Here is a 10,675-nt window from a genome sequence, read left to right on the forward strand (position 1 = left end):
CCCTTTTTCATGCCGCGCGCAAGCCGTGCAAGGTGCCCAGCAAATGCGGGATACGTTCGCGGAACTTGAAGAAACCGTGCGTGGCGGAAGGCCAGGCATTGGCGTCGAAAGGGCGCAGCGGCTGAACGACGGGCATGCCGTCGACGGCGCGCAACGCTTCGGCCACCGGCCCGATCGGGGCGTAGCTCGTGACGATCTGTTCGGCACCCAGAGACCGCGCCCAACCGGTCATCGCGGCGGGATCGGACAGCGCCTTGACCGGGCCCAGCTTGTTCGACCAGCGCGCGCAGACATCGTCCATCGCTGCCGATTTGAACGCCGCGACATGCGGTGCGGGCTCCAGCGGCGAAAGCCGTGCCGAAACGTCAAGCCGCGCGGTACCGAGCGGATTGAGACCGAGGTCGAACAACCAGCCGGGGGCTAGATCGTCTTCGTGCAGCAGCAACACCGTCGGGCGGGTCGGATCGAAACGATCGCCGGTCGGGGGTGCCATCCGTGCCGGGTTGTCGGGCCCATCCACCGGCGGCGCTTCGCTGGCCAGCTCGCCGGCTGCGGGCGAGAAACGGCCGTCAGTGTATTTCGCGATGTTGGACGGCCGTGCCAGATAGGTCTTGCCGCGGGTGTGTAAACCACCGACCCAACGCCAGCTGAGCGTGTTGGACGCCGGATCGCCATCCAGCAGATGACGCAGGAAGAAATCCGCGCCCAACTCCCAGGGCAGGCGCAGCGTGAAGATCCAGATCGAAGCGAACCACATCCGCGCGTGGTTGTGCAGATAACCGGTTTCCACCAATTCGCGCGCCCAGGCGTCGAAGCATTCGATCCCGGTCTCGCCCTTGCAGGCAGCTTCCCACCGGTGCCGCAGACCCGATTGCGTGGCGATGTCATCCATCAGCCGCAGCGTGGCTTTGCGGTAGCTGTCCCAAACGCCCGGCCGCATTTCCAGCCAGCCCTTGAAATAGGTGCGCCAGAACACTTCCTGGATGAATTTGTCGGCGCTATTGCGCGAGTGCCGGCCGAGAACTGCCTGCAATACCTCGTCTTCGGTGATCAGCCTGTGGCGGACATACGGAGACAGGGTGGATACATGTCGATGCCGGCCCGGCCCGAGATCGTGATTGCGCAGCGCGGCGTAGTCCTTGCCCGCATGCGGAACAAACGAGCGAAGCCTGTTCAGCGCTTCTGTCCGTGTCGGCGGAAAACTGTCTATCGCGGGCATGGCATCTCTCCCTTGGCCACTGACCTAAGTACCGGCCGGCAAAAGGCAAGCTGTGCCGAAACGCCCGGTTGCCCTTGCAGCCCCCCAGTGCCGACACTAAGACTCCGGTAACCCCTTTGAGGTTAGGCATTCGCAAAACAGGCAGGCAGGTTCCGATGAAAGATCCCCTTGACGTATACATGAACACGCTGGTGCCCATGGTGGTCGAACAGACCAGCCGCGGCGAACGCGCCTACGACATCTTCTCGCGCCTGCTGAAGGAACGCATCGTTTTCCTGAACGGCCCGGTGCATGACGGCATGTCGTCTCTGGTGGTGGCGCAGCTTCTGCACCTCGAGGCGGAAAATCCGTCCAAGGAAATCAGCATGTATATCAACAGCCCCGGCGGTGTCGTCACCTCGGGCCTGTCGATCTACGACACGATGCAGTACATCAAGCCCAAGGTTTCGACATTGGTGATCGGACAGGCCGCGTCGATGGGATCGTTGCTGCTGACCGCCGGCGCGCAGGGCATGCGGTTTTCGCTGCCCAACAGCCGCATCATGGTGCACCAGCCGTCGGGCGGCTACCAGGGCCAGGCGACCGATATCATGATCCACGCCGAAGAGACGCTGAAACTCAAGCGCCGGTTGAACGAGATCTACGTGCATCACACCGGTCAGGCGCTGGACAAGGTCGAGGCGGCGCTGGAACGCGACAATTTCATGGATGCCGAACAAGCCAAGGAATGGGGCCTGATCGACGAGATCGTGACCAACCGCGCCAAGGAAGACGACGCTTCCTGAGCCCCCGGACGGCCACCATTTTTTGCATTGTAGAGCCGGGGGGGCTGGCCTAAGCTTGCCCGGACGGACGGAAAGGGCGGCTGGTCGTCAGGTCGCGGCGCGGTAACGATGGGTCATACGGGCCCGGGAAAGGTGCAGAATGGCTACGAATTCTGGCGGAGACAGCAAGAACACCCTCTATTGCAGCTTCTGCGGCAAGAGCCAGCACGAAGTGCGCAAGCTGATCGCCGGACCGACCGTGTTCATCTGCGACGAATGCGTCGAATTGTGCATGGACATCATCCGCGAGGAAACCAAGGGCGCCGGCCTGAAATCGTCCGAAGGTGTGCCGACCCCGCGCGAGATCTGCGACGTTCTTGACGACTATGTCATCGGCCAGGCCAAGGCCAAGCGGGTGCTCTCGGTCGCCGTGCATAACCACTACAAGCGCCTCAACCATGCGCAGAAATCCTCGGACATCGAGCTGTCGAAGTCGAACATCCTGCTGATCGGCCCAACCGGCTGCGGCAAGACGCTGCTGGCGCAGACTTTGGCGCGGATCCTGGATGTGCCGTTCACGATGGCGGACGCAACGACGCTGACCGAGGCGGGCTATGTCGGCGAGGATGTCGAGAACATCATCCTCAAGCTGCTGCAATCGTCGGAGTATAACGTCGAACGTGCTCAGCGTGGCATCGTCTATATCGACGAGGTCGACAAGATCACCCGCAAGTCGGAAAACCCCTCGATCACCCGCGACGTGTCGGGCGAGGGCGTTCAACAGGCGCTGCTGAAGCTGATGGAAGGCACCGTGGCCTCGGTGCCGCCGCAGGGCGGCCGCAAGCATCCGCAACAGGAATTCCTGCAGGTGGACACCACCAACATCCTGTTCATCTGCGGCGGCGCGTTCGCCGGATTGGACAAGATCATCAGCCAGCGCGGCAAGGGATCGGCCATGGGTTTCGGTGCCGACGTCCGCGATGTGGATGCACGCAATGTCGGCGAGGTATTCAAGGATCTCGAGCCCGAGGACCTGCTGAAATTCGGTCTGATCCCGGAATTCGTCGGCCGCCTTCCGGTCATCGCCACGCTCGAGGACCTGGATGAAGACGCGCTGATCACGATCCTGACCCAGCCCAAGAACGCACTCGTCAAGCAATACCAGCGCCTGTTCGAGATGGAGGATGTCGAGCTTTCGTTCACCGAGGACGCATTGAGCGCCATCGCGAAAAAGGCGATCGCCCGCAAGACCGGCGCGCGCGGCCTGCGCTCGATCCTCGAAGGCATTCTGCTCGACACCATGTTCGAACTGCCGGGCATGGAGAACGTGACCGAGATCGTGGTCAACGAAGAGGCGGTCAATTCCGACGCCAAGCCGTTGATGATCTACGCCGATCAGAAAAAGGAACCCGCCAGCGCGGGATGAACCGGGCTGCTGATCACCGGTAGGGCGGGGATTTCCCCGCCTTTCTTTTCGGAGACTTGCGACATGATCCGGCGCATTTCATCGGCCCAGCCATTCGAAAAGCAGGCCGGCTATTGCCGCGCCGTCGTGGCCGGCGGTTTCGTGCATGTGGCGGGAACGGTCGGGCAGGGCGACACCGTCGTCGAACAATGCCGTTCGGCGCTCGGCATCATTCAGACGGCGCTTGCCGAGGCAGGCGCCAGCTTTGCCGATGCGGTGCGCGTGACCTATTACCTGCCGGACCGGGCCGAGTTCGCGGCCTGCATGCCGATCCTTGCCGAAACCTTCGGAGCCGATCCGCCAGCCGCAACGATGCTGGAATGCGGGCTGATCGAAGAAAAATACCGGATCGAGATCGAGTTGACCGCGCTGCTACCGACCGGCGGCTGAACGTTTCCGCACCGCTGGTTTCTGCATTGGTTCGACGAGGACCGCGCGGCCAAGATCTTCGCGCTGGCCCAGCGTCTCGGCAAGTTCCAGCTGTGCATCGAAGGGCTCCATCGACACCCAGGGCCGGTCCATCCCGACGAAGCCGCCGGCATGCAGGATCTGTTGCAGCTGGACGAAATCCAGCTCGCCACGGGCAAATTTCTTGCGCACCTGGTTTTCCGGCATCCATTCCCGCAGGATCGCTTCGGCCATGGTTGGCGTCTGTCCGGTGAAGGACGCCACGTGCTTTTCGATCAAACCGGTCGCTCCGGACCGTCGCCGTATCACCACGGCCAGGTTCTGACCGGGCCGTGCGACCATCGCGAAAAGATGCAAAGCCGAGCCTTCGGTGGCGATCACCTGCCGCGCCGCCTTGTAGCGCGCGATCTGGGTCGTGATGTCATGGGCCTGGGGATGAAAGATCTCGTAGCCTTCGCGTTCGAGATAGCTTTCCAGCCGCGTCTCACCCACCACGGTGCCGCGGGTAGGCCCCAGCTTGCTGCGGCTGATATACAGCCGCTCGGGGCCGTCCGGCGCAACGTCTTGCCCGAAACGTCGCTGCACGTAATCGCGGAAATACCGCGTACCCGAGGCGATGTCGCCCAATCCGAAACCCTGTCCCGGCACGATCAGCCGTTCGACTTGCGTCGGTCGCGCGGCCTGGTGGATCTGCGCGCCGTCCAGACCGAAATGCCGGAACAGATCGGTCTGGTAACCGGTCATGCCTTCGGCGTTGTTTGGACGCTTGGGAATGAAAAGCACGCCGTCGACCGGGTTCTTGACATGGTCAAGCGCCCAGAGACGGCCCAGGCTCTCGGTGATGAAATGACCGAAATGGCGCCACAACACGCCCCCCCACAGCCAGGTGCCGGGCAGCTTTTCCGTGTTGTCCGGCATGTCGGGCTGCACCGTCAGGGCGCGCGCATTCCGCCATAGCGCACCGGACGGGCAATAGGCGCCGTTCGACCACAACACGCCGGCCTTCTGCACGAAGCCATTTTCCGATGGTGGTACGACGATGGCATTGCCCAGCCCGCCCAGGCTGTGCGACCAGCCCCGTTTCGGGTTGGGTGGCCGGATCGCCGGGGGCAGGGCAGGATGGCTGGTCACCGCGCGCCCCGGCTCAGTGCAATGTGCGGGTGCAGGTCCAGACGGTGCGGGTGCTGTGTTCGGGCACTTTCTCAAACCCCGCCGCCTTCAGCCGCGCCTTGCAGGCACGCATCCCGTCGATGCCGTAGACGCCGGGGTGAAACTCGATCACGATCGCGCGGATGCCGTCCAGATCGGCATTGTCCAGCAACTCCTTTTCGCCGCCCTCGATATCCACGAGCATGACGGTCGGAGCGAAATCGCGGCGCACGGTCTCGAAATCCTCGACCGAGACATCGACCGGCGTGGTCTTGCGCGCCGGCGTGTCGACCAGAGACGAGCCGAGAAAGGAATTGTGGACGTGAAAGGTCACGCTGTCGGGTTGGTCCGGGGTCGACAGAAGCACGGCGTTGCGCACCTTGGCCCGGTCGGCCAGGTCGTTGCAGGCGTAAAGCGCCTCGATATGCGGGATCATCGCAGGGTTGGCCTCGAAGGACAACAGCGCTTCGGGCTTGGCGTTCAGCGCCGTGACGCCGCCGACGATGCCCAGACCGGCGCCCAGTTCCAGCACCCGGTCGCCTTCGCGCACGACATGCAACGCGCCGGCGATTTCCTGGCCTTCATAGCGCGCCGCCTCGATCCGGCGGATGCGGGTTTCGTTCAGGAAGGGCGATTGCGGAACGGACAGGCCCATGCAGCGGGCGGCGATTTCGGTGCTCATTGACGATGCCTCGGCTGTGTTTTTTCGTTTTTATCAGGGAAGGGCCACGCAATCATGGCCAAAATGAGGCAGGCTGACCATTTGCCGGACGATTTGCCGCGAAAGGACGGGCAGTGTTTCGCCTGTGCCCTCTGGACCACGTTTGCGCGATCGGTCATAAGTCGGGCCATCAGACAGGAGGCCCCGCATGGGTATTCTCAACACGGTTCTGCGCGCCCTGACCTGGTGGAACGGCCAGACCCTGAACACCCAATTGTACACCTGGCGCAAGGGCGTGAAGGTGGGTGAGGACGAGCAGGGTAATGTCTATTACGAAACCCGCGACGGCAAGCGCCGCTGGGTGATCTTCAACGGCGATATCGAGGCAAGCCGGATCAGCGCCGACTGGCATGGCTGGCTGCATCACACCTACAAGGAACCGCCGAAAGACGGCAAGCTGGCCCGCAAGACGTGGGAAAAGCCGCATCAGGAAAACCTGACCGGCACCGCGATGGCCTATGCACCGGCAGGATCGTTGCGCCGCGAACAACCCGCGTCGCGCGCCGACTACGAGGCGTGGAAGCCCGAATGACCCACTCCACCACCGAGGTGCTGGTCGGCGGCGGTGTTCTGGCCGCGGCGCTGGCCTTCGGGTTTTACGCCGTGCAGGCGACGGGATTGTCACTGGGCGGAGACACCTATCCGCTGACCGCTTCGTTCCGCTCGCTGGAAGGGATCACCGTTGGGTCCGACGTGCGCCTCGCAGGGGTCAAGGTCGGCACCGTGACGGGTATCGAATTGAACCCCGAAACCTATCGGGCCGATACCAGCATCGCGATCCAGAAAGGCATCGAAATTCCCGATGACAGCGCCATCGTCATTTCCTCCGAAGGGTTGCTTGGGGGCAATTTCGTTGAGATCAGCCCGGGCGGGTCGCCTTTCTACTATGCCGAAGGCGACGAGATCCTGGACACCCAGGGCGCCGTCAGCCTGGTGTCACTGCTGCTGAAATACGTCGCCGGAGACGGCAGCGAATGAGGCTTGTGTCGCTGGCGTTGGTTCTGCTGGCCGCGACCGCAAGCGCGCAGGAGGCCGTCAACACCGGCACCGGCGCGATTTTGCGCGGTCTGGACAAGCTGAACGCCAAGGTGGCGGATGTGACGATCCCCAATGGCGGGACGGCCTCGATCGGCCGGGTCGAAGTGATGCTCAAGGAATGCCGCTATCCCGAGGGCAATCCGTCCGGCGATGCCTATGCCTATCTGACGGTGCGCGAAATCGGCGTGGCCGAGCCGGTATTCAGCGGCTGGATGGTGGCCTCGTCCCCCGCGCTGAACCCGATGAATCACCCGCGCTATGACGTCTGGGTGATGCGCTGCACGACAGAGTGACCGCTGTCCGCAAGGGGATGTGAAAGCAGGTCGGCCTCTCGGGTCAGCGCGTCTTCCAGCATCATCTTGTACCGTGCGCGCGACACCTCGATCCCGCCAAGCGACGCCAGATGCGCCGTCAGGAATTGCGTGTCGAAAAGCGTGAAGCCGCAGCGCCGCAGGTGATCCACCAGCCATGCCAATGCGATCTTGGACGCGTCGCGCCGGCGCGAGAACATCGACTCCCCGCAAAACGCCGATCCCATGGCCAATCCATAGATGCCGCCTGCCAGCTGGCCGTCCATCCACACCTCCAGAGAATGGGCATGGCCGCGTTGGTGCAGCGTGGTGAAAAGTCTCAGGATTTCTTCGTTGATCCAGGTCTCGTTGCGGTCGGCGCACCCCTCCATCACTGCCGCGAAGGCGCGGTTCAGCGTGACCTGGTAATCGTCGCGCCGCAGCCGGCGGGCCAGGCTGCGGGACAGGTGGAAACCATCGAGCGGGATGATGCCGCGCCGCCGCGGATCGACCCAGAAAAGGTCCGGGTCGTCGCGGGTTTCGGCCATCGGAAAGACGCCCGAGCGATACGCGTGCAACAAGAGCTCCGGCGTCAGCGACATTCGCCGCCTAGCCCTGCCTGAGCGCGCCGCTTTCCAGCCACTTCTCCAGCCAGTGGATGTTGTAATCGCCGCTGTGGATGTCGGGCTCGGCCAGAAGCGACCGGAACAGCGGGATCGTTGTATCCACGCCATCGACGATCAATTCGCCCAGGGCGCGGTTCAGGCGTGCCAACGCTTCGGACCGGTCGCGGCCATGCACGATCAGCTTGCCGATCAGGCTGTCGTAATAGGGCGGAATGCGATAGCCGTCGTAAAGCGCCGAGTCCATCCGGACACCCAGGCCGCCGGGTGCGTGATATTGCGAGATCCTGCCGGGGGATGGTGCGAAATTCGGCAGCTTCTCGGCATTGATGCGCACTTCGATGGCATGCCCGTTGATCGTCAGATCATCCTGGTCGAAGGACATCGGCAGCCCTTCGGCGACGCGGATCTGTTCGCGCACCAGGTCGACGCCGAAAATCGCCTCGGTCACCGGATGTTCGACCTGCAGGCGCGTGTTCATTTCGATGAAGTAGAACTCGCCGTCCTCGTACAGGAATTCGATCGTGCCGGCGCCGGCATAGCCCATCTCACCCACGGCCTTGGCGCAGATCGCGCCGATCCTTGCGCGTTCTTCGGGGCTGATGCTGGGTCCGGGGGCCTCTTCGAAAACCTTCTGGTGGCGTCGTTGAAGCGAACAATCGCGTTCACCCAGATGCACACCCTTGCCCTTGCCGTCGCCGAAGACCTGGATTTCGATGTGGCGCGGGCGCTGCAGGTATTTCTCGATATAGACTTCGTCATTGCCGAAGGCCGCCTTGGCTTCGGAGCGCGCAGTGCGAAAGGCGTTCTCCATCTCGGCATCGTTGCGCGCGACCTTCATGCCCCGGCCACCGCCACCGGCGGTGGCCTTGATGATGACGGGATAGCCGAAATCCGCGCCGATCTTCTTGGCGTCCTCGACCGACGCTACCCCACCTTCGGAACCGGGAACCACGGGAATGCCCAGGGCCTTGGCCGTGTCCTTGGCGGTGATCTTGTCGCCCATGATGCGGATGTGTTCGGCCGAGGGGCCGATGAAGGTCAGGCCGTGATCCTCGATCACCTGAACGAAACGGGCGTTTTCGGACAGAAAGCCATAGCCGGGGTGGATCGCTTGCGCACCGGTCACTTCGCAGGCCGAGATGATGGCGGGGATCGACAGGTAACTGTCGACCGACGGGGCGGGGCCGATGCAGATCGTCTCGTCGGCCATGCGCACATGCATCGCGTCGGCATCGGCGGTGGAATGCACCGCAACCGAGGCGATACCCATTTCCCGACAGGCCCGCACGACCCGCAGCGCGATCTCGCCCCGGTTGGCGATCAGGATCTTGTCGAACATGCGCGTTACTCGAGGATGACAAGCGGGGCGCCGTATTCCACCGGCGCGCCGTCTTCGACCAGGATGCGCTTGACGGTGCCGGCGCGCGGAGCGGGGATGTGGTTCATCGTTTTCATCGCCTCGACGATCAACAGCGTGTCGCCTTCGCTGACTTGCGATCCGACCGTGATGAAGGCGGGCGAGCCGGGCTCGGCCTGCAGGTAGACCGTTCCCACCATCGGCGAGGTCACCGCACCGGGATGGGCGGCGGGATCTTCGGGCAGCGCGGCCGGCGCAGCAGCGGAAGGCGCGGCACCTGGCGCGGCCGCCGGCGCGGCGACGGGCACGTGAACCGGGGCGACCGGTGCGGCTTGCTGCAGAACCCGGGCGACGCGCACCTCGAGGCTGTCATCTTCGCCGTAGTCGCGGCGCACTTCCAGTTCGCTCAGATCGTTCTCGCGCAGAAGCTCAGCCAAAGCCTTGATAAAGGCGACATCCGCGTCGTGGGAATTCTTGCTCATACCAACCTCGCCCGGACTTTGAAGCGGCGCCTGGGCGCCACGGGTGGCGCGGTTATAGGCCAAGCGCGCGGCAGTGAAAAGCGGCGCTCTGCGCCTTTTCCTGGGCTGGACCAGTGGACCAGCCGATTGATGCGACGCGCGCTTGGTCGACGCGGGGCGGTGCGGCGGTGTCATCGCGGAATGGTCGATCCGGAAGACCCGGGCGCGACGGCCCGGTCGCTGCGGCTGGTCCGCGTTATGGGTTCGGGCGTTCGACCGCGTCGCGAAGCCAAGAGTTTGGCATTCGGCGTGTGACATGTACGACGCCGCGTATGGATGCCGTTGCGGCGGTAACGCCGGTCACGGCCAGGCGGCATCGGTGCGACTGGCCCATGTCGTGCGGGGCGCGGGCGCGGCCAAGGCCCGGAACGCAGTGCCTTTACAGGATCGCCCGGTTCAGGCGACCGGGCCGTCGCGTTCGGCGCGATGCTCATCGAAGGACGGGGGCTGCGCGGTATCCCGGACAGCTTCGCGATCCAGTTTCGACAATTCCGCATAGGCGGGCAGGGTCTGCGGTGGCCTGGGCAACGGATCCGGCGCAGGCCGGTCCTGAAGCTGGGCCGGTGCCGGTGCAGCAAGCTGTTCCGCAAGCATTTCGGTGATGCGGATCTGCATGATCGACGGCGGTGCCGTCTGGCTGTCGGGGTCGGGCGCGCCCTGTTGGCGGGCTTTCCACTGCGGTGGCAACCAGGCGGTCTGCAACCCGGTATTGGCCATGTCACGTTGCTTTGGCGGCTGGACCCGCGACGCCGGTGCGTGCCGGAACGCGGCCGGAAGGCCGAAAGGATGCCCGGTGGACCACGGCGCGGTCGAAACGGGTATGACGGGAAGTTGCATCTCAGGCACTCCGCGTTGTGTGCCCCCCGGTTCAAACCTTAGCACGGAGTGACCGGCGATACATCCAAATGCCTAGACTTGTTCGGAAAATTCGCCCGATTGGTTAACGGGAAAGGGCGGGCGGACGACCGCTCTTTCCCCGGTGGTGTGCGGGTCAGCCCCTGTTCATTCTGTTTTCGATGAGGTCGTCGACGACGGCGGGTTCGGCGAGTGTCGAGGTGTCTCCGAGGGCGCCGTAGTCGTTTTCGGCGATCTTGCGCAGGATGCGGCGCATGATCTT

The 10,675-nt window shown here is 63.8% G+C and carries 13 protein-coding genes; 6 read left to right on the plus strand and 7 right to left on the minus strand.

Annotation, left to right across the window (positions count from 1 at the left end):
- Positions 1 to 7: 7 nt before the first annotated feature.
- On the minus strand, positions 8 to 1,219 hold the full coding sequence (locus KUH32_RS11210) for an FAD-binding domain-containing protein (protein WP_217778162.1): 1,212 nt from the start codon (positions 1,217 to 1,219) through the stop codon (positions 8 to 10).
- 155 nt (positions 1,220 to 1,374) lie between these two features.
- Between KUH32_RS11210 and KUH32_RS11215 the strand changes: the two genes are divergently transcribed.
- The 3 genes from KUH32_RS11215 (at position 1,375) to KUH32_RS11225 (ending at position 3,838) form a co-directional block, all read left to right on the plus strand.
- Positions 1,375 to 2,004 (plus strand): ATP-dependent Clp protease proteolytic subunit, encoded by a 630-nt coding sequence (locus KUH32_RS11215; protein ID WP_217778163.1) that lies wholly within the window; start codon positions 1,375 to 1,377, stop codon positions 2,002 to 2,004.
- A 139-nt stretch (positions 2,005 to 2,143) separates the two neighbouring features.
- Entirely contained in the window at positions 2,144 to 3,409 is a 1,266-nt protein-coding gene (clpX, locus tag KUH32_RS11220; protein WP_217778164.1) for an ATP-dependent Clp protease ATP-binding subunit ClpX, read from the plus strand.
- Positions 3,410 to 3,472: 63 nt separating this feature from the next.
- Positions 3,473 to 3,838, plus strand: coding sequence for a RidA family protein (locus KUH32_RS11225; RefSeq protein WP_217778166.1), 366 nt, complete (start codon positions 3,473 to 3,475; stop codon positions 3,836 to 3,838).
- Here KUH32_RS11225 and KUH32_RS11230 read toward each other — a convergent pair.
- Entirely contained in the window at positions 3,821 to 4,987 is a 1,167-nt protein-coding gene (locus KUH32_RS11230; protein WP_217778168.1) for a glycosyltransferase family 61 protein, read from the minus strand. The two genes, KUH32_RS11225 and KUH32_RS11230, sit on opposite strands and share 18 nt — an antisense overlap.
- 13 nt (positions 4,988 to 5,000) lie before the next feature.
- On the minus strand, positions 5,001 to 5,687 hold the full coding sequence (locus KUH32_RS11235; RefSeq protein WP_217778170.1) for an FkbM family methyltransferase: 687 nt from the start codon (positions 5,685 to 5,687) through the stop codon (positions 5,001 to 5,003).
- Between the two features lie 187 nt (positions 5,688 to 5,874).
- Here KUH32_RS11235 and KUH32_RS11240 point away from each other — a divergent pair, with 187 nt between their 5' ends.
- From KUH32_RS11240 to KUH32_RS11250, 3 genes are read left to right on the plus strand one after another with little or no spacing between them, the layout of a single operon-like run.
- A complete protein-coding gene (locus KUH32_RS11240; RefSeq protein WP_217778172.1) occupies positions 5,875 to 6,258 on the plus strand; it encodes an NADH:ubiquinone oxidoreductase subunit NDUFA12 in 384 nt (127 codons plus the stop codon).
- Entirely contained in the window at positions 6,255 to 6,704 is a 450-nt protein-coding gene (mlaD, locus tag KUH32_RS11245) for an outer membrane lipid asymmetry maintenance protein MlaD (protein WP_217778174.1), read from the plus strand. The genes KUH32_RS11240 and mlaD overlap by 4 nt, the downstream gene beginning before the upstream one ends.
- Positions 6,701 to 7,057 carry a DUF2155 domain-containing protein gene (locus KUH32_RS11250; protein ID WP_217778175.1) on the plus strand — a complete coding sequence of 119 codons (357 nt, stop codon included), beginning with the start codon at positions 6,701 to 6,703 and terminating at the stop codon, positions 7,055 to 7,057. The genes mlaD and KUH32_RS11250 overlap by 4 nt, the downstream gene beginning before the upstream one ends.
- Here KUH32_RS11250 and aat read toward each other — a convergent pair.
- The 4 genes from aat to KUH32_RS11270 form a co-directional block, all read right to left on the minus strand.
- Entirely contained in the window at positions 7,021 to 7,656 is a 636-nt protein-coding gene (gene aat / locus KUH32_RS11255) for a leucyl/phenylalanyl-tRNA--protein transferase (RefSeq protein WP_217778177.1), read from the minus strand. The two genes, KUH32_RS11250 and aat, sit on opposite strands and share 37 nt — an antisense overlap.
- Positions 7,657 to 7,663: 7 nt before the next feature.
- Complete coding sequence (gene accC / locus KUH32_RS11260) at positions 7,664 to 9,019, minus strand: acetyl-CoA carboxylase biotin carboxylase subunit (protein ID WP_217778179.1); 1,356 nt, start codon at positions 9,017 to 9,019, stop codon at positions 7,664 to 7,666.
- A 5-nt stretch (positions 9,020 to 9,024) separates the two neighbouring features.
- On the minus strand, positions 9,025 to 9,519 hold the full coding sequence (gene accB, locus KUH32_RS11265; protein ID WP_217778181.1) for an acetyl-CoA carboxylase biotin carboxyl carrier protein: 495 nt from the start codon (positions 9,517 to 9,519) through the stop codon (positions 9,025 to 9,027).
- A 435-nt stretch (positions 9,520 to 9,954) separates the two neighbouring features.
- Entirely contained in the window at positions 9,955 to 10,275 is a 321-nt protein-coding gene (locus tag KUH32_RS11270) for a hypothetical protein (protein WP_217778183.1), read from the minus strand.
- Positions 10,276 to 10,675 lie beyond the last annotated feature (400 nt).

Origin of the sequence: Thalassococcus arenae (assembly GCF_019104745.1) — a bacterium.
GTDB classification, from domain to species: Bacteria; Pseudomonadota; Alphaproteobacteria; order Rhodobacterales; family Rhodobacteraceae; genus Thalassococcus_B; species Thalassococcus_B arenae.

Excerpts from the sequence above, each read along its gene's own strand:
- KUH32_RS11240 (WP_217778172.1), top strand. The coding sequence starts at position 5,875 with ATGGGTATTCTCAACACGGTTCTGCGCGCCCTGACCTGGTGGAACGGC.
- KUH32_RS11225 (WP_217778166.1), top strand. The coding sequence starts at position 3,473 with ATGATCCGGCGCATTTCATCGGCCCAGCCATTCGAAAAGCAGGCCGGC.
- aat (WP_217778177.1), bottom strand. The coding sequence starts at position 7,656 with ATGTCGCTGACGCCGGAGCTCTTGTTGCACGCGTATCGCTCGGGCGTC.
- KUH32_RS11210 (WP_217778162.1), bottom strand. The coding sequence starts at position 1,219 with ATGCCCGCGATAGACAGTTTTCCGCCGACACGGACAGAAGCGCTGAAC.
- mlaD (WP_217778174.1), top strand. The coding sequence starts at position 6,255 with ATGACCCACTCCACCACCGAGGTGCTGGTCGGCGGCGGTGTTCTGGCC.
- accC (WP_217778179.1), bottom strand. The coding sequence starts at position 9,019 with ATGTTCGACAAGATCCTGATCGCCAACCGGGGCGAGATCGCGCTGCGG.
- KUH32_RS11250 (WP_217778175.1), top strand. The coding sequence starts at position 6,701 with ATGAGGCTTGTGTCGCTGGCGTTGGTTCTGCTGGCCGCGACCGCAAGC.
- KUH32_RS11235 (WP_217778170.1), bottom strand. The coding sequence starts at position 5,687 with ATGAGCACCGAAATCGCCGCCCGCTGCATGGGCCTGTCCGTTCCGCAA.
- KUH32_RS11270 (WP_217778183.1), bottom strand. The coding sequence starts at position 10,275 with ATGGCCAATACCGGGTTGCAGACCGCCTGGTTGCCACCGCAGTGGAAA.
- KUH32_RS11215 (WP_217778163.1), top strand. The coding sequence starts at position 1,375 with ATGAAAGATCCCCTTGACGTATACATGAACACGCTGGTGCCCATGGTG.
- clpX (WP_217778164.1), top strand. The coding sequence starts at position 2,144 with ATGGCTACGAATTCTGGCGGAGACAGCAAGAACACCCTCTATTGCAGC.
- accB (WP_217778181.1), bottom strand. The coding sequence starts at position 9,519 with ATGAGCAAGAATTCCCACGACGCGGATGTCGCCTTTATCAAGGCTTTG.